This is a genomic window from Enterobacter sp. SA187 (assembly GCF_001888805.2).
GTDB lineage: Bacteria > Pseudomonadota > Gammaproteobacteria > Enterobacterales > Enterobacteriaceae > Enterobacter_D.
In genome coordinates, this window is sequence record NZ_CP019113.1 from 505617 (window position 1) to 523804 (window position 18188).

16 protein-coding genes are annotated in these 18188 nt (G+C 59.0%); 6 read left to right on the top strand and 10 right to left on the bottom strand.

Features of this window, described 5'->3' with window-relative positions; translation table 11 throughout:
- Positions 1-2: 2 nt before the first annotated feature.
- From BMF08_RS02485 to BMF08_RS02495, 3 genes are read right to left on the bottom strand one after another with little or no spacing between them, the layout of a single operon-like run.
- Positions 3-830, bottom strand: a complete 828-nt coding sequence (locus BMF08_RS02485; RefSeq protein ID WP_072569661.1) for a carbohydrate ABC transporter permease — start codon at positions 828-830, stop codon at positions 3-5.
- A complete protein-coding gene (locus BMF08_RS02490) occupies positions 830-1696 on the bottom strand; it encodes a carbohydrate ABC transporter permease (RefSeq protein ID WP_072569660.1) in 867 nt (288 codons plus the stop codon). Before BMF08_RS02490 ends, BMF08_RS02485 begins: the two co-directional genes overlap by 1 nt.
- 9 nt (positions 1697-1705) lie before the next feature.
- Positions 1706-2992 (bottom strand): ABC transporter substrate-binding protein, encoded by a 1287-nt coding sequence (locus tag BMF08_RS02495; protein WP_083580955.1) that lies wholly within the window; start codon positions 2990-2992, stop codon positions 1706-1708.
- 246 nt (positions 2993-3238) lie between these two features.
- Between BMF08_RS02495 and BMF08_RS02500 the strand changes: the two genes are divergently transcribed.
- Positions 3239-4312 (top strand): ABC transporter ATP-binding protein, encoded by a 1074-nt coding sequence (locus tag BMF08_RS02500; RefSeq protein ID WP_072569658.1) that lies wholly within the window; start codon positions 3239-3241, stop codon positions 4310-4312.
- Here the strand turns inward: BMF08_RS02500 and lsrG are convergent.
- Genes lsrG through lsrA form a run of 6 tightly spaced genes read right to left on the bottom strand, consistent with a single transcriptional unit; the run spans position 4301 to position 10016 of the window.
- Positions 4301-4594 carry a (4S)-4-hydroxy-5-phosphonooxypentane-2,3-dione isomerase gene (gene lsrG / locus BMF08_RS02505; RefSeq protein ID WP_072569657.1) on the bottom strand — a complete coding sequence of 98 codons (294 nt, stop codon included), beginning with the start codon at positions 4592-4594 and terminating at the stop codon, positions 4301-4303. The genes BMF08_RS02500 and lsrG overlap by 12 nt on opposite strands.
- A complete protein-coding gene (gene lsrF / locus BMF08_RS02510; RefSeq protein ID WP_072569656.1) occupies positions 4591-5478 on the bottom strand; it encodes a 3-hydroxy-5-phosphonooxypentane-2,4-dione thiolase in 888 nt (295 codons plus the stop codon). The genes lsrG and lsrF overlap by 4 nt, the downstream gene beginning before the upstream one ends.
- Before the next feature lie 11 nt (positions 5479-5489).
- A complete protein-coding gene (gene lsrB / locus BMF08_RS02515) occupies positions 5490-6503 on the bottom strand; it encodes an autoinducer 2 ABC transporter substrate-binding protein LsrB (protein WP_072569655.1) in 1014 nt (337 codons plus the stop codon).
- A 1-nt stretch (position 6504) separates the two neighbouring features.
- Entirely contained in the window at positions 6505-7497 is a 993-nt protein-coding gene (gene lsrD, locus BMF08_RS02520) for an autoinducer 2 ABC transporter permease LsrD (RefSeq protein ID WP_072569654.1), read from the bottom strand.
- Positions 7498-8532 carry an autoinducer 2 ABC transporter permease LsrC gene (lsrC, locus tag BMF08_RS02525; protein ID WP_072569653.1) on the bottom strand — a complete coding sequence of 345 codons (1035 nt, stop codon included), beginning with the start codon at positions 8530-8532 and terminating at the stop codon, positions 7498-7500. It abuts the gene before it with no gap.
- The gene (lsrA, locus tag BMF08_RS02530; RefSeq protein WP_072569652.1) at positions 8529-10016 is read right to left on the bottom strand and encodes an autoinducer 2 ABC transporter ATP-binding protein LsrA; all 1488 of its coding nucleotides are present in this window, start codon (positions 10014-10016) and stop codon (positions 8529-8531) included. Before lsrA ends, lsrC begins: the two co-directional genes overlap by 4 nt.
- A 219-nt stretch (positions 10017-10235) precedes the next feature.
- Between lsrA and lsrR the strand changes: the two genes are divergently transcribed.
- The 3 genes from lsrR to BMF08_RS02545 all read left to right on the top strand — a co-directional run bounded on the left by lsrR (position 10236) and on the right by BMF08_RS02545 (position 15055).
- On the top strand, positions 10236-11207 hold the full coding sequence (gene lsrR, locus BMF08_RS02535) for a transcriptional regulator LsrR (RefSeq protein ID WP_072569651.1): 972 nt from the start codon (positions 10236-10238) through the stop codon (positions 11205-11207).
- Positions 11208-11243: 36 nt separating this feature from the next.
- Entirely contained in the window at positions 11244-12824 is a 1581-nt protein-coding gene (gene lsrK / locus BMF08_RS02540) for an autoinducer-2 kinase (protein ID WP_072569650.1), read from the top strand.
- 209 nt (positions 12825-13033) lie between these two features.
- Positions 13034-15055, top strand: a complete 2022-nt coding sequence (locus BMF08_RS02545; RefSeq protein ID WP_072569649.1) for an FAD-dependent oxidoreductase — start codon at positions 13034-13036, stop codon at positions 15053-15055.
- 87 nt (positions 15056-15142) lie between these two features.
- On the opposite strand, the gene rlmG is transcribed toward BMF08_RS02545, so the two are convergent.
- Positions 15143-16279 (bottom strand): 23S rRNA (guanine(1835)-N(2))-methyltransferase RlmG, encoded by a 1137-nt coding sequence (gene rlmG, locus BMF08_RS02550; protein WP_072569648.1) that lies wholly within the window; start codon positions 16277-16279, stop codon positions 15143-15145.
- Positions 16280-16365: 86 nt separating this feature from the next.
- Between rlmG and BMF08_RS02555 the strand changes: the two genes are divergently transcribed.
- Together BMF08_RS02555 and BMF08_RS02560 are read left to right on the top strand one after the other, a co-directional pair.
- On the top strand, positions 16366-16857 hold the full coding sequence (locus tag BMF08_RS02555; RefSeq protein ID WP_072569647.1) for a M48 metallopeptidase family protein: 492 nt from the start codon (positions 16366-16368) through the stop codon (positions 16855-16857).
- Positions 16858-16952: 95 nt separating this feature from the next.
- Positions 16953-17954, top strand: coding sequence for a Gfo/Idh/MocA family protein (locus BMF08_RS02560; RefSeq protein ID WP_072569646.1), 1002 nt, complete (start codon positions 16953-16955; stop codon positions 17952-17954).
- The last annotated feature ends 234 nt before the right edge of the window (positions 17955-18188 follow it).

Genomic DNA, 18188 nt, shown 5'->3' on the forward strand with positions numbered 1-18188 from the left:
CCTTATTTGAGTGACAATGACATCCCCTGCAGGAAATATTTGCGGAACATAATAAACAGCAGCATCACCGGCAGCATCTGCACCACGGATCCCGCCAGTACCGGGCCGAGGTGAATGCCCCAGGATTTGCTGAAGGTGGCAAGCAGCACCGAGAACGGCATTTTGTCGGCATCGCGCATCACGATCAGCGGCCAGAGAAAGTTGTCCCAGGCAGTGGAAAAGGTGAACAGCGCCACAATGGCGAGGATCGATTTGTTCAGCGGCATCATCACGTGGCGCAGAATGCTCCACAGGCTGGCGCGATCGAGTTTGGCCGCATGGATATAGTCGTTCGGCGTGCCTTTAAAGCTCTGGGAGACCATAAAGATCCCCCAGGCGCTCATGGCGTAGGGCAGGATCATCGCGCTGTAGCTGTTAATCAGCCCCAGCTCGCGCATCAAAATAAACTGCGGAATGATGAACATAAACGCCGGAAACACCATCTGCACGATAAGCAGATTTTTGAAGGCGTTTTTGCCGCGAAAATCCGTCTTCGCCACCGCATAGCCCACCAGCATGGCGGTGACAGTGACGCAAAAGGTGATGGTCAGCGACACGAACAGCGAGTTAAACAGCGTGCGCATAAAGGGCTTATCGGCGCGGTTGCTGTTATCAAACAGAAACTGGTAGTTCGCCAGCGAAACGTCACCGGCAAACAGGCTGGTGGTGTAGATCTGCGCCGTTGGTTTCAGGGAGGCCATCACCATCCAGATAAAGGGATACAGCCAGGTGAGCGCGAGGATCAACATGGCGGCGTGGAGAAGCAGGCTCGCGGGGGTAAGTTTTTTCATCAGACGATCTCAATGTGCTTTTCAAAGAGTTTGCGGAACAGCCAGATCAGCAGAAAACTGCACGCGGCGACGATAATCGACATGGTCGCCGCCCAGCTCGGTTTCATCTTCTGAAACGCCACTTCGTACATCACCACCATCGGGCTGGTGGTGCTGTTGAGCGGGCCGCCGCCGGTGATGAGATACGGCTCGGTAAAGATGCTGAACGCCACGGTGATCGCCAGCACCATCACCATAACGATTTGCGGGTTCATCATTGGCAATGTGATGGCGTACGCCTGGCGCAGGCGGCCGGTTTTATCCAGCCGCGCGGCGCTGTAAATGTCCTGCGGGATCGCAAGCATGCCGGAGTAAAGGATCAGCCCGTAATAGCCGACGAATTTCCAGGTGACGATCAGCGCAATGGAGAGCATCGCGCAGTCCGGGTTGGTAAACCAGGGGACGGAAATGCCGAACAGATCGCGTAAAAAGGCGTTCACCGGGCCGAACTCGCTGAACAGTTTTGAAAACACAATGGAGTAGGCCACGCCGGAGGAAATGTTCGCCAGCAGGAAACTCAGCGCGATAAACCCCCGGCCAAAGGTGATGCGCTTTAACCCGGCGGCGAACAGCAGCGCGCTGAGAAACACAATCGGGATGTACCACAGCAGAAAGCGCAGTACATTGAGCATCGAGGTCCAGAACAGCTCATCCTGCATCACGCTGAACAGATTGCTCAGCCCCGTGAAAACCGGCGTACCGGTGAACTGCCACTGCGTCACGCTTAACAGCGCCAGCCAGGCCAGCGGATAAAACCAGAACAGCAGCGAATACCCGAGCCATGCGGAGGCCAGCCAGCCTCCGGTACGTGCGTCATGTCCAGCCATCGCCGCCTCTTAAGGTTTGAGAATGCCGTTAATTTCCTGAGCGGAATCACTGAGCGCCGCCGACGGATCGTCGTTGCGGAAAATGACCCGCTCGATCATCTGCGTCATGCTGCGCTGAATGTCGCTGGTTTTGGTGGTCGCCGCCGCGGGCAGCGCGACATTCACATAAGAGGCGATCTGTTTTTCCAGCGGGTTATTCGCGAAGTAGCCGACAAACAGCGGATTAGTGAGCAGATCGGCGCGGGCGGGCGGCATACCGACCATTTCCAGCCACAGCAGATCGTGCTCTGCCTTGCCAAACACCCACTGCAAAAACGCCCAGGCCTCGGCCTTGTGTTTGCTGGTGCTGAACATCGCCACGCCTTTGCTGTCGCCAAAGGTATAGGGTTTTTCGCTGCCGTTTTGCGTCAGCATGGGGCCAATCTGGATCTGCTTTAAGATCTCGGGAAACTGTTTGCGGTAGCGGGCGATGTCCCAGGGGCCGCGCGCCGACACCAGCACCTGACCGCTCGCCAGCGGATCTTCCGCTGAGGTAAAGTCGTAGCTGCTCCAGCCGCTGTTGAACACCTTGCCCATAAAGCTCAGTACCGCCTGACCGTCGGCGTTATTAAACTGCGCCTGATTCTCCGCGATATAGGGCTTGCCGCCGTTTTGCGCGTACAGCAGCGGAATAAAATCGTACCAGCGCTCCCACCAGTTTTTTCCGGCGGTGAGCTGCATCACGTAGCCGTTGTTATCCGCATGGCGGGCCTCAGCCAGCCGGTACAGCTCGTCATAACGTCGTGGCACCTGGTCGAAACCATACTGTTTTAACAGATCGGCGCGCCACCACCAGACCGTGGGATTGATATAAATCGGCAGCACGTTTTGCTGGCCGTTAATTTCCCAGGCGGGCATCACGTCATCCATCTGGCGCTGCTTAATAAGATCGGCAAAGCCCGGCATTTTAGAGAGATCTTCCAGCTGATTAATTTCATTAAGCTGTGAGGCGAAGCCAATAAATATATTACTGGTGATATCCGGTTCAGTGCCGGAGGCAATCGCGTTCATAATGGCTTCTTCGGAACTGCTGGCAACGGGAATAGGGGTAAATTCCACCGGCGTATGAGTGGGATCGCTATTCCACTCGGTGACCATTTTCTTCCAGAAGGCTTCTTCGTTCTCGACTGGCGTCACCCATAATTTAATCGGCGTTTTCGCCGCGGTGTCGGCGGGCTGCTCATCAGGGCCGCAGCCAGTAAGACAAACACTTAATAAGAGTGATGCGGTCCATGTGGCAAGTGTTGTACTTTTCATCCTGATCTCCATGTTATTCCTGACGCGTGTTAAATAAAACATCGCACGCGGCAAACGGCCTGTAAGTTAACAAGAGTGATTTATGTTTAACGATAATTCAGTCACATTTCGGTTTTTATTTATCGCTAAACTTTGCGGCGAAAAGTAAATGCAAAAATATAATCAAGACAAATACATCTGATTATTTTTAACAAGCTCAACGGCGATTAATATCTTATACAGATAGGCCATTAAAAAGGATTTCACATGACCGCCCTCACCCTGAGAAATATTCACAAGCAGTACAACAAAAACACCATTATTGAAAACCTGTCGCTGGATATTGCCTCCGGCGAATTCATCGTGCTGGTCGGCCCGTCCGGCTGTGGTAAATCGACGCTGCTGCGTATTATTGCCGGGCTGGAAACGCCCGATGGCGGAACGATAGCGATGGGCGATGAGGACGTCACCCACCAGCCTGCGGGCAGACGCAGCCTGTCGATGGTATTTCAGTCCTACGCGCTTTACCCGCACATGACCGTGCGGCAGAACCTCAGCTTTGGGCTGAAAAACATGAACACGCCGCCCGCAGAAATTACGCAACGCATCGCCGGAGCTGCGAAAATGCTCAAGCTTGAAGCATTGCTGGATCGCCTGCCGCAACATCTCTCCGGCGGCCAGCGCCAGCGCGTGGCGATTGGGCGCTCTATTGTTCAGCAGCCGGAGGTTTTTCTGTTCGACGAGCCGCTGTCGAATCTGGATGCGGCGCTGCGCGTGGAGATGCGCCAGGAGATCCAGGAGCTGCACAACAGGCTTGGCAACACCATGATTTACGTCACCCACGATCAGGTGGAGGCCATGACGCTGGCGGACAGAATTGTGGTGCTCAACAAGGGCAATATTGAACAGACGGGGACGCCGCTGGAACTCTACAACACCCCGGCGAACCTGTTTGTCGCGGAGTTTATCGGCACGCCAAAAATTAACGTTTTGCAGGCCGAATGGCGCGATGGCGGCCTGAGTATCAGCGACGAGCTGCATTTTCCGCTGTCACGCCAGCCTGATGGCGTGCTTGAGGGTGATGCGCTTTTCGTCGCCATCCGCCCGGAACATATCCGCCCCGAGAGCAGCGGCGAACTCACCTTCAGCGCCACCACCCGGCTGTGTGAATTACAGGGGGATGCCACGCTGGTATGGTTTACGCTGGCCGGGCAGGCGTGCTGCCTGAAGTCATTCCAGCAGCTGAACTACCCGCCGCGTCATCCGCTGACCATGAGCACGGATGCGCGGCATTTACATCTGTTTGACAGCGCCGGGAACAGGGTCGCCTTACTCCGGTAACAACCCGATAAAACTGCGCTTTTTACGCGGCTCCGACATCATGTCGTCCAGCTTCTCCACGCACGCCAGATAGTGCGGCGTTTGCTTGTGCGCCAGCACCGCCGCCTCATCCTGGTACGCCTCATAGATATAAAAACGCGTATTCACTTCGGGGTCCTGCAACACGTCGAAGCGTAAGTTGCCCGGTTCCTGGATCGCCCCTTCGTGATTGGCGCGAAACACCGCCAGAAACTCATCGACCCGCTCCGGTTTGATATTGATCTCCACCAGCGTCACGTTCATCGCGCCTCTCCCTGTTTTTCTTCCTGCCAGAATTCGAACGCCTCGTGGGCGCTCATATTGTCATGCACCACTTTTTTCACCGCTTTCAGCATGGCGAGGGGCGCGCTGGACTGGAAAATATTACGTCCCATATCGACGCCGGACGCGCCCTGATCGATAGCGCGGAAACACATCTCCAGCGCCTCGCGCTCCGGCAGTTTTTTACCGCCCGCGATGACGATGGGCACCGGACAACTGGCGGTCACTTTTTCGAAGCCCTCCTCAACATAATAGGTCTTCACGAACTGCGCCCCCATCTCGGCGGCAATACGACTGGCGAGGGAAAAATAGCGGGCATCGCGGGCCATCTCTTTGCCGACGCCGGTCACCGCCAGCGTCGGAATACCGTAGCGGTTACCGGCATCCACCAGCTTGATGATGTTATTGATGGACTGATGTTCATGTTCGCTGCCGATATACACCTGCGCTGCCACCGCGCAGGCGTTGAGGCGCAGCGCGTCTTCCATCGCCACCGCCACGCATTCATTCGAGAGCTCCGAAAGTATGGAATTGCCGCCGGAGGCGCGCAGCACCACCGGTTTGTTGGTGGCGGGCGGCACCACGCTTCTGAGCACGCCGCGGGTACACATCAGCACATCGGTTTCGCCGAACAGCGGCGCAATCGACAGATCGATACGCTCAAGCCCGGTGGTCGGCCCCTGAAAATAGCCGTGGTCAAACGCCAGCATCACGGTGCGGTTACTTGCCGGGTTAAAAATACGCGCCAGCCGCGACTGCATCCCCCAGTCCAGCGCGCCGCAGCCCTTCAGGGCGAACAGCGTATTCTGTTGTGGCGTTTCAAGGCCAAAGTTTTTACCTTCTCTGATGTCGTCTAAATCTGCCATGCTCTCCCCCGTCAGAAATCGTATTTGCCGATGTTATCTTTGGTGAACACCACGCGCTCCGGCAGCAGCACAATGCCGTTGCCCTTCGCTTCATACTGGTAGCCCTGTACGCTGTTCGGCTCCACTTTGAGGGGGCCAAGCCCCTTCACTTCCACCGTGTCGCCGACGTTCAGATCGCCTTTCTTCAGTAACTGGCTGGCGACGTTGACGGAGATTTTCCCCTGCTGCACCACGTCCCACAGGCCGAAGGCTTTCACCGTGCCGCGCTCCACATACGGGCGCATAACGTTCGGCGTGCTGAAGCCGGTGATCGCCACGTTGGTACGCTTGAGGTTTTCCGCCGCCTGCGCCGCTGCCGGTAAGGCGTTGGCGTCCGGGGCGATGATCGCATCCAGATCCGGATACGCTTTTAAGATCCCCTCGGCGGTTTGCAGGGATTTGGTGGCGTCGTTATAACCAAACTGGGTGGTGACGATTTTCCACTGCGGATGATCTTTGGCGATCTTCGCTTTCGCCGCATTCACCCACTGGTTTTGATCGGTCACCGTCGGGCTGGAGTAGAAAAACGCCACCTTCGCATCAGGCTTCGTCACCTGTTTTTCGGTCATCTCCACCAGCAGGCCGCCCAGCTGTTCCGGCGTGCCCTGGTTGATATAGATGCTGCGGCATTCCGGTTTGGTGTCGGAATCCCAGGTGAGCACTTTCACGCCGCGCTGCATCGCCCGCTTCAGCGCCGGGCAGAGACCGTCCGGCGACACCGCCGACACGATAATGGCGTTATAGCCCTGGTTGACGAAGTTATTCACCAGCTGCACCTGGCCGGAAACGCTCGGCTCGGTGGGGCCGTCGTAGGTAACGTCGACGCCAAGATCTTTCCCCGCCTCTTTCGCGCCGTTGCCGCCGCTGGTGAAGAAGCCGACGCCCACCAGTTTGGGAATAAAGGCGATGCGGTCGGCGGCCTGCGCCGTTGCCACACAGGTTGCCAGCGCCAGCGCGCTAAGCTGCACTATCTGTTTTGCTTTCATCTTATGCTCCGATTGTTTTTCGCGAGAGAAGCCGACGCCAGGCCGTGCGCACCCATTCCCGGTGCAGGCTCAGCGAACGCCCCATCACCACCACAACCAACAGCGCACCTGACAACGCGCTCGACACCTGGTTGGGGATGCCGACCATCTGTAACCCTTGTTGCAGATACCCCACCAGCAACGCTGCCAGCGCGGTACCCAGAATGGACCCCGATCCGCCGTAGATATTCGCGCCGCCCAGCACCGCCGCCGTCAGCGCCGGCATCAGCAAATCGCGCCCCAGATCCGAGCGCGCCGATCCGAAGTAAGAGACCAGCACCAGCGCGGCAATCGCCGACGCCACCCCCACCAGCCCGTACAGCACGTAGGGCATACCGTTCACCGGTAGCGCCGCATAACGTGCTGCCCGTGGGTTCTGACCAATCAAAAACAAATGCCGCCCGAAACGCCCGCGATGGGCGAGCAGCCAGAAGGCAAAGGTCAGCACGCCGAACAGCACCAGCGGCACCGGCAGCCCGAACAGCGTCAGGCTGGCGAAGGCGGTAAAGCTGTCCGGGAAACCGCCGATGCCCTCGTAACCTGTCGCTCCCGCCATGCCGGAGAGCAGCAGCGCCCCGCCGCCGTAGAGATAGAGCGTGCCGAGGGTGATCACCAGCGGGCTGATACCGGTATAGTGAATTAGCGCAGCGTTCAGCAGGCCGCACAGCAGACCCAGCGCCAGCGTCAGTACGATGGCGAGGCCCATCGGCCAGCCCGCCTGCATCATCACCCCTAACGCGATGGCGCACAGGCCAATGGTGGAGCCGAGGGAAATGTCGATACCGCCGCTGATGATCACCAGCGTCAGCGGCAGCGCCACGATACCGATGCAGATAAAGTCGCTGGTGCTGAACAGCAGCATGTTGATGTCCAGCATGCGCGGGTTAATCGCGCCGAACAGCGCGATCTCCAGCACCAGCAGACCGAGCAGCGACCACTCCCAGTTGAGCTTCATTTACGCCACCTCTTTATTTTTGCGATGCGGAAAGCGGGCGACGTGCTTACTCCCCTTGTGGCCCGGCTGAAAACGGCTGTATTTGAGCTGGCGCTGATGACGGGCCAGCGCCTGGCGCAGACGCCCGTCCAGCACCAGCACGCCCAGCAGCACCAGCCCCGCGATAAAGTCGTTCCACCAGGCCGGAAGCTTAAACAGCACCAGCACGGTATCGATTTGCGTGAGGAAGAACGCGCCCAGAAACGCGCCGATCAGCGTGCCGGTGCCGCCGAGCAGCGAGATGCCGCCGAGCACACAGGCGGCGATGGCTTTCATTTCCAGCCCGCTGCCGGTCTGGTTAGGCACAAAACCGATCTGCGCGGCAAAGACGATCCCGGCGCAGGCCGCCAGCACGCCGTTTAAGGTGAAGGCCAGCATACGGGTGCGGTTGACCGCCACGCCCAGTTGCCGTGCAGCCGCGAGGTTATCCCCTACCGCATAAAAATCCCGCCCGGAGGCCGTGCGCGCCAGCCACCAGGCCCCCGCGCCCAGTACGGCTAATACCAGCAGACCGAGGGGCGACACGCCCGCCGCCACCGGCACCGACAGTGATTTCAGGCTGGTGGGCAGCCCTTCGATCCACTTACCGCCGGTCCACAGCAGCATCGCGCCACGGTATAACCCGAGGGTGCCGAGCGTGGCGACGATGGCCGGAATGCGCAACCCGACCACCAGCAGGCCGTTGAACGCCCCCGCCAGCGCACCGATGCTCAGGGCAAACAGCATGGCGAGCGGCAGGCCGTAGCCATTATTGAGCGCCACCCCGACGGCAATGGCGCTTAAGCCCACCGTCGAGCCAACCGAGACGTCAATATTGCGCGTCAGCATCACCAGCGTCGCCCCCAGCGCCAGCAGGATCAGGATCTGACTGCTGGCAAAAATCATCCCCAGCGTTTGCAGGCTGAGGTAGGCCGGATCGAGGGCCACCAGCACGGCAAAGAGGGCAAGGATCGCCAGAAAAGCGCTCAGCTCGCGGTTTTTAAGTAAGGTCTTCATGCCTGTCCTCCGAAGGCCAGCGCCATCATGCGATCGACATTGATCGCCTGCTGCGCCAGTTCACCGCTGCGCATCCCCTGATGCATCACCACCACCCGATCGGCCAGACCGGGGAATTCATCGAGATCGCTTGAGATCATCAGCACCGCGACGTTCTGCGCCGCCACGCTTTTCAGCAGCTGATAAATATCCGCCCGCGCGGAAACGTCGACGCCGCGCGTCGGCTCATCGACAATCAGCAGCAGCGGATTGGCCTCCAGACAGCGGGCAAGCAGCACTTTTTGCTGATTACCGCCAGAGAGAGTACGCACCGTCTGATCGGCGTTGTTAAGTTTGATGCCCAGCGCCCGGTGATAACGCTCCACCACCGCCGCTTCGCGGCTTTTTTGCTGCCAGACGGAGGGTTCGTTGAGCGTTACTGTGTTCCAGCGCACCGGCGCATCGAGGAACAGCCCGGACACCTGGCGGTCTTCCGGCAGATAGACCAGTCCGCGCGCCAGCCGGGAGGCCGTATCCCGGCTGGTGATCTCCTGATTTTCCAGCCATACGCGCCCGCCGCGTACCGGGCGCAGACCGTAGAGGGTTTCGGCAAATTCGGTGCGCCCGGATCCTACCAGCCCGGCCAGGCCGACGATCTCCCCGGCGTACACCTCAAGATCCAGATCGATAAAGCCTTCGCCGGTCAGGTCTTCCACGCGCAGCACCGGAAAATCCTGCGGCTGGGTGCGGCGATTGCCCGGCAATGCGAGCCACAGCTTTTGCGAGTCGCTTAAATGATGGGCGCGGCTGGCTGGGGTCATCGCGCCTATCAACGCCTGATCGTCAAATTCACTGAGCGCGCCGCTGAGCACCACCGCGCCGTCGCGCATCACCGAGACGCTGTCGGCCAGGGCGCGGATCTCCGGCAGTTTGTGGGAGATAAACACGATGCCGACGCCGAGCCTTTGCAGGGCGCGGATCTGCCGGAACAGCCGATCCGTTTCCCCCGGCGTCAGCGAGGCGGTGGGTTCATCAAGGATCAGAATGCGCGCGTTACGCATCAGCCCGCGCAGAATCTCCACCATCTGCTGATCCGCCACTTCCAGCGTGCTGGCGGCGGCCTGCAAATTCAGCTGGCAGTTGAGCTGCTGTAATTTTTCATTCAGCACGTCATCGGTATTCCCGCTGCGCGGCAGGCGGAACAGAATGTTTTCCCGCACCGTCAGATTGGGAAACAGCATCGGCTCCTGCGGCACCAGATAGATGCCCAGCTGATGCGCCTGGCCGGGCGTCAGGCGGCGGTAGGCACTGCCGTTGATGTGCAGCGTGCCGCTGTCGGCGGTTTCCACCCCGGCGATGATCTTCATCAGCGTGGATTTCCCCGCCCCGTTGCCGCCCATCAGCGCATGCACCTGACCGGCAAGCAGCGTAAAATCAATGCCTTTCAGAACGGGCACGCCGGAGAACTGTTTGCGGACGTCACGGGCTTCAATGAGAGGGATCATTCTGGCTCCGGTTATGAACATATGATTTTAAAAATTCACAATGTTCAAAAAGCGTAGACGGTGAGCTATATTAATACCCGTGCCCGGATCACACTTTTTTGCATTCGGATCGTTGCTTTGTTTTGCGCAGGGACAAAAGATCGCTTTTGCCATCGCGCTCACATTTTATTCAGCGGCGCATGAGAACATTTGATCTAAAATTTTATAAGAGTTCATCATATGAGCGAAAAACGCATTACGGATGAGAGCCGCTTTGCCGGGCTGACGTTATCGGAGGAAGAGCTGGTGGCGCGGGTGGCCTGGTGCTACTACCACGATGGCTTAACGCAAAATGATATTGGCGAACGGCTGGGGCTGCCCCGGCTGAAGATCTCCCGCCTGCTGGAAAAGGGGCGGCAGTCCGGCGTGATCCGCGTGCAGATCAATTCCCGTTATGAGGGCTGTCTGGCGCTGGAAACCGAACTGCAACAGCGGTTTGGGCTGAAGATCACCCGCGTGCTGCCCGCGCTGAATACCCCCGCCATGAGCGTGCGGCTGGGGATTGGCGCGGCGCAGTCGCTGATGGGCGTGCTGTCGCCGGGGCAGCTGCTGGCGGTGGGCTTTGGCGAAACCACCATGAGCTGTATCCAGCATCTGAGCGGTTTTATCAGCTCACAGCAGATCCGCCTGGTGACGCTGTCCGGCGGCGTCGGGCCGTATATGACCGGCATCGGCCAGCTGGACGCGGCCTGTAGCATCAGCATGATCCCGGCCCCCCTGCGGGTGTCGTCGGCGGATGTGGCGGAGATCTTAAAACGCGAATCCAGCGTGCGGGATGTGATCCTCGCCGCCACTGCCGCGGACGTCGCCGTGGTGGGCATTGGATCGGTCAACCAGAAACGCGACGCCACCATTATGCGCTCCGGCTATATCAGCGAAGGCGAACAGCTGATGTATGCCCGCAAAGGCGCGGTGGGGGATATTCTGGGGTATTTCTTGCAGGCAGACGGCGAGCGGGTGGAAAACCTCGACATCCACCGGGAACTGCTCGGCGTCACCCTCGATGAACTGGCGCAATTACCGACCATTGTCGGCGCGGCCGGTGGCATCGAAAAAGCAGAGGCGATTTATGCCGCACTCAAAGGTCGCCGTATCAATGGCCTGGTGACGGAAGAGACGACAGCACGCGCGATCCTGGCACTGGCGGAGTAATTCCGGCCTGCCGCGCGCCAACAGCGAGGCAAGCTCATGAGTTATCTTTTAGCCTTAGATGCCGGGACCGGCAGCATTCGCGCGGTAATTTTTGATTTACAGGGGCGGCAGATCGCCGCAGGCCAGGCCGAGTGGAAACACCTGAGCGTGGAGAACGTGCCCGGCTCGATGGAGTTCGATCTCACCACCAACTGGCAGCTGGCCTGCCAGTGCATTCACCAGGCGCTGACGCGGGCGCAGCTGACCGGCGCTAATATTCAGTCCGTCGCCTGCTGCTCCATGCGCGAAGGTATCGTGCTTTATGACCGCAACGGCGAGGCGATCTGGGCCTGCGCCAACGTTGATGCCCGTGCCAGCCGCGAAGTGGCGGAATTAAAAGAGATCCATGACGATCGCTTTGAAGCGGAAGTGTACGAGGTTTCCGGGCAGACGCTGGCGCTGAGCGCCATGCCGCGTCTGTTGTGGCTGGCGCATCACCGGCCGGATATTTATCGTCAGGCGGCGACCATCACTATGATCAGCGACTGGCTGGCGGCAAAACTCTCCGGCGAACTGGCGGTGGATCCTTCCAACGCCGGGACCACCGGCATGCTGGATCTTTTCTCACGCGACTGGCGTCCGGCGCTGCTGGATATGGCCGGGCTGCGCGCCGATATCCTCTCCCCCGTAAAAGAGACCGGCACCGTGCTGGGCGCGGTGACGCATTCTGCCGCCATGCAGTGCGGCCTGCGCGAGGGCACGCCGGTGGTGATGGGCGGCGGCGATGTGCAGCTGGGCTGTCTGGGACTGGGCGTGGTGCGCGCCGGGCAGACGGCGGTGCTCGGCGGCACCTTCTGGCAGCAGGTGGTCAATCTGCCGCAGGTACGCACCGATCCCGATATGAATATCCGCGTTAATCCGCACGTCATCCCCGGCATGGTTCAGGCGGAGTCGATCAGCTTTTTCACCGGCCTGACCATGCGCTGGTTCCGGGACGCGTTTTGCGCCGAGGAGAAGCTGATCGCTGAACGCATGGGGATGGACGCCTATGCGCTGATGGAAGAGATGGCGGGCCGCGTCCCTGCAGGCTCCCACGGCGTAATGCCGATTTTCTCGGACGCCATGCATTTTAAGCACTGGTATCACGCCGCGCCGTCGTTTATTAACCTCTCCATCGATCCGGAAAAATGCAATAAAGCCACGCTGTTTCGCGCGCTGGAGGAGAACGCAGCTATTGTTTCCGCCTGCAACCTGGCGCAGATCTCCCGCTTCTCCGGTGTCACCTTTGATGGGCTGGTATTTGCGGGCGGCGGCGCGAAAGGCGCACTGTGGAGCCAGATTTTAAGCGACGTGACCGGCCTGCCGGTGCGTGTGCCGGACGTGAAAGAAGCCACCGCGCTCGGCTGCGCCATCGCCGCGGGTACCGGCGCCGGACTGTTCGACGATATGGCCGCCACCGGCGAGCGGCTGGTGAGCTGGAGCCGGGAATTTACGCCCAACCCGGCACACCGGGAGCTGTATGACGGCATGATGCAGAAATGGCAGGCGGTGTATGCGGATCAGCTTGGGCTGGTGGACAGCGGGCTGACCACCTCGATGTGGCAGGCGCCGGGACTGGTGCGCGCAACGGCGCCTTAAATCATGCCGGATGGCGCTGCGCTTATTCGGCCTGGGGTTTCTGCGGTTTCGTAGCCCCGGTAAGCGTAGCCCCGGTAAGCGCAGCGCCACCGGGGAAGTTCTTTGAGTTCTATCACAATCATTCGATCCCGCTTTTACCTTTGCCCCCGCGCTGGCTAAATTAGTAACTCATCCGACCACATAACAATAATTTTACACTGGAAGAGATTATGAGCCGCTATCCGTCGCTTTTCGCCCCGCTCGATCTGGGTTTCACCACGCTGAAAAACCGCGTGCTGATGGGCTCCATGCACACCGGCCTTGAGGAGCGCCCTGACGGTGCCGAACGACTGGCCGCTTTTTATGCCGAACGCGCCCGGCACGGCGTGGCGCTGATCGTCACCGGCGGCGTGGCTCCGGCGTTCTCCGGCGTTACCATGGAAGGCGGCGCGGTGCTCTGTGATGCCAGCCAGGTGCCCCATCATCAGATCATCACCGGGGCGGTGCACCGCGAGGGCGGCAAAATCGCCCTGCAAATTCTGCACACCGGGCGCTACAGCTATCAGCCGCACCCGGTCGCGCCTTCCGCCATTCAGGCACCGATCAACCGTTTTAAACCCCACGCCCTGACGCACGAGGAGATCCTCGCGCTTATCGACGACTTTGCCCGTTGCGCTGCGCTGGCGCGTGAAGCGGGCTATGACGGCGTGGAAGTGATGGGATCGGAAGGCTATCTGATTAACGAATTCCTCGCCGCCCGCACCAACCAGCGCGACGATGAATGGGGCGGTGACTATCCGCGACGGATGCGTTTTGCCGTCGAAGTGGTGCGCGCGGTGCGGGAGCGGGTCGGCAGCGACTTCATTATTATCTATCGCCTGTCGATGCTCGATCTGGTGGAAGGCGGCGGCACTTTTGAGGAGGCCGTGCAGCTGGCGCAGGCCATTGAAGCGGCGGGGGCCAGCATTATCAATACCGGCATCGGCTGGCACGAGGCGCGCATTCCGACCATCGCCACGCCGGTGCCGCGCGGGGCCTTTACCTGGGCGACCCGTAAGCTGAAGGGCAAAGTGTCACTGCCCTTAATCACCACTAACCGCATTAACGATCCGCAGGTGGCGGAGGAGATTCTGGCGCGCGGCGACGCGGATATGGTATCGATGGCGCGGCCTTTCCTCGCCGATGCGGCGATCCTTTCCAAGGCGCAGGCCGGACGTGCGGACGAAATTAACACCTGTATCGGCTGTAATCAGGCCTGTCTGGATCAGATCTTCGCCGGGAAAGTGACCTCATGCCTGGTCAACCCCCGTGCCTGTCATGAAACCAAAATGCCGATCGTACCGGCGGTGAAGATCAAAAAGCTGGCGGTGATTGGCGCAGGCCCCGCCGGGTTGTCTTTTGCGGTTAACGCGGCGGCGCGCGGCCACAGCGTGACCTTGTTCGACGCCCAGGCAGAACCGGGCGGACAGTTTAACGTCGCCAAACAGATCCCCGGTAAAGAAGAGTTTTACGAGACGCTGCGCTACTACCGCACCATGATCGCGGTGACCGGCGTCGATCTGCGGCTGAACCAGCGGGTCACGCCTGACATGCTGGGAGACTTTGACGAGGTGATCCTCGCCTGCGGGATCGAGCCGCGCACCCCGCCGATCGAGGGGATCAAGCATCCGAAGGTGCTGAACTATCTGGACGTGCTGCGCGATAAAAAACCGGTGGGCGAGCGGGTGGCGATCATCGGCAGCGGCGGCATCGGTTTTGACACCGCGATGTATTTAAGCCAGCCGGGTGAGTCCACCAGCCAGAATATCGCGGAGTTTTGCGCCGAATGGGGAATTGATACCACTCTGGATCAGCCCGGAGGCCTGCGGCCGGAAGGCGCGCAGTTACCGAAAAGTCCGCGGCAGATCGTGATGCTGCAACGTAAAGTCAGCAAACCGGGGGAAGGCCTTGGCAAAACCACCGGCTGGATCCACCGTGCGACCCTGCTGGCGCGCGGTGTGAAAATGATCCCGGCGGTGAGCTACGAAAAAATCGACGATGCCGGTCTGCATGTGCTGATCAACGGCGATCCACAACTCTTCGCGGTGGATCATGTGGTGATTTGCGCAGGACAGGAGCCGCGCCGGGAACTGGCGGAGCCACTGCGCGAAGCGGGAAAAATCGTGCATCTCATCGGCGGCTGCGATGTGGCGCTGGAGCTGGACGCCCGTCGCGCGATTGCGCAGGGTACCCGGCTGGCGCTGGAGATATAAGTATGCCTTTGCCGGGCGGCGCTGCGCTTGCACCGGCCTACATGAGCCGCGTAGGCCCGGTAAGCGCAGCGCCACCGGGCGGGAAATTTACCGTCTGCGTCCGGTTTTAACCGCTTTCAGCACCACGAATTTCTGATTGGTGGCAATGGTTTCGCAGTTGCCGAAAATCTTCTTCAGCTTGTGGAAATAATCCAGGTGGCGGTTCGCCACGATGCGCAGCTCGCCGTTGATTTTCAGGCAGCGGCGGGCGTGGTGGAACATCTCCCAGGCGATATTATCCGTCAGCGCATGTTTTTGATGGAACGGCGGGTTACAGAGCACGGCGTCAAAACGGAACGGCTCGACGCCTGACAGCGCGTTGTTGATCATAAACTCGCAGCGATCCAGCGCCTCTGGCAGGTTGGTTTCGACGTTAAGACGGCTGGAGGCCACCGCCATCGGCGACTCATCCACGAATACCACGCTGGCCTGCGGATTCTTATCCAGCAGCGTCAGACCAATCACGCCGTTACCGCAGCCGAGATCGACAATCTCCCCTTCCAGGTTATCCGGCAGATGCTGCATAAAGAAGCGCGCGCCGATGTCCAGCCCGGTACGAGAAAAGACGTTGGCATGGTTGTGAATAGTCCAGTCGGTGCCGTCCAGTTTCCAGCTCAGGGTCTGCGGCGCATCGTTAAGCGCCGGGGCGCTGAAAGTGCAGTTAACCAGACGCGCTTTTTTCCAGGCCAGGGTAGTGGTGGTCGGCCCCAGCACTTTTTCAAACAGCTCAAGGGTCGAGTTGTGAATATCACGCGCTTTGGTCCCGGCGATGATGCGCGTTTGCGGCGTCACTACCGTGCGCAGGGTGCGAAGTTGCTGCTCCAGCAGGGCCAGGGTTTTCGGGATCTTAATCAGCACGACGCCCGGCGCGGCCGGGTATGGCGCGGTGCTGTCGAGGAAGGTGACATCCCCTTCGTTGAGATCGTTATGGCGCAGATTTTCACGGGTCGCCAGTTCGCTCAGGTAGGAGTCGCCAATGCTGTAAGGCTTGTGCTCCACCAGCGCGCAGGCCAGCGCACCAAAAGTATCGTTGAAAATCAGGACCGGGCCACTGATTTCAGTTTCGTCCAGTTGTTGCAGCAGGTATTCGTCTGCCGCTTCCCACGCCTGCAGTGGGTTGACGTCGTCCGTCTCCGGAAAACGTTTTAAGTTAAGTGAACGGAAACCGTTGTCTGAATGGCTCATCGGCCCTCCTGGATGGTAAAATTCGGTGTGATCCCCTGAATGGGGGCGTGAGTATACCCTTTTTTGACTGCTATCGTGGGGCAATGATGAGCAAACTTCTCTATCTCCAGGGCTATCCGGAAAATCTGCTGGCCCAGGTTACGACGCTCATCGAGCAGAACCGGCTCGGCGAGGTGCTGCAAAAGCGTTATCCCGATACGCACAACGTCACCACCGACAAGGCTCTCTATCAATATACCCAGGATCTGAAAAGTCAGTTTCTGCGCAATGCGCCGCCAATCAACAAAGTGGCCTACGACAATAAAATTCATGTGCTGAATAACGCCCTTGGTCTGCATACCGCCATTTCCCGCGTGCAGGGGGGCAAGCTGAAGGCAAAAGCGGAAATCCGCGTGGCGACGGTGTTTCGCAACGCGCCGGAAGCCTTTTTGCGCATGATAGTGGTGCATGAACTGGCGCACCTGAAAGAGAAGGATCACAGCAAGGCTTTTTATCAGCTGTGCTGTCATATGGAGCCGCACTATCATCAACTGGAGTTTGATACTCGTCTGTGGCTGACGCATCAGGCGCTGGCATGATCGTCGCCTGACTTCTGCGGCGCAGCGCACTGGTTTTGTCACACTGACGTGCTACATTGGCGAATGGTCCCCTTTTACGGAGCACAACGCCGTTTATGATACGTTTCGCAGTCATTGGGACGAACTGGATCACCCGCCAGTTCGTCGATGCCGCCCATGAGACCGGCAAATATACCCTTACCGCCGTTTACTCCCGCAGCCTTGAACAGGCGCAGCATTTCGCCAGCGATTATCCGGTCGAACATCTGTTTACCTCCCTTGAGGCGCTGGCGCAGAGCCATGATATTGATGCGGTGTATATTGCCAGCCCGAACTCCCTGCACTTTTCGCAAAGCGAACTGTTCCTGCGCCATAAAAAGCATGTGATCTGCGAAAAACCGCTGGCCTCCAATCTGCGTGAAGTGGAAGCCGCCATTGCCTGCGCGCGGGAAAATGGCGTGGTGCTGTTCGAAGCGTTTAAAACCGCCTCGCTGCCGAATTTCCTGCTGCTGCAACAGTCACTGCCGAAAGTGGGAAAGGTGCGCAAAGCCTTTATTAATTACTGCCAGTACTCTTCCCGCTATCAGCGCTATCTGGACGGCGAAAATCCGAACACCTTTAATCCGGCGTTTTCCAACGGCTCGATTATGGATATCGGCTTTTACTGCCTGGCCTCGGCGGTGGCGTTATGGGGCGAACCGCACAGCGTACAGGCCACGGCCAGTCTGCTGGACAGCGGCGTGGACGCGCACGGCGTGGTGGTGCTTAACTACGGCGATTTCAGCGTCACCCTGCAACATTCCAAAGTGAGTGAATCGGTGCTGGCGAGCGAGATCCAGGGCGAAGAAGGCTCGCTGGTGATAGAAAAAATCTCCGAATGCCAGAAAGTATCTTTTGTGCCGCGCGGCGGCAAGCCACAGGATCTCTCCCAACCGCAGCATATCAATACCATGCTGTATGAGGCAGAGCGCTTTGCCGATCTGGTGGAAAACAACGAAGTGAACCATCCGGGCATCGCCATCAGCCGTATTACCGCGAACTTGCTGACGGAGATCCGCCGCCAGACCGGCGTGATTTTCCCGGCTGACAGCGAAGCGGCTGCCGATCCGGTGGCGTAAAGCTATGTAAAACAGTTGTTACGACCCATTGACGGAATGCGATCTCTGTCATATTTTGTTACCAGCAAAGGGGAGTAACTTCATTGCCGGTTGGTCGTCATTACGATGCGCAAGCATCCGGTCGCCGGGCATCCTTAAGGATGTAAGTGAGACCTTGCCGAAAGGCGAGGACCCGTGCATCTAAAATAAACGGCTATCGTCTTTCGACGTCAGCCGTTTTTTTTATGTAAGGAA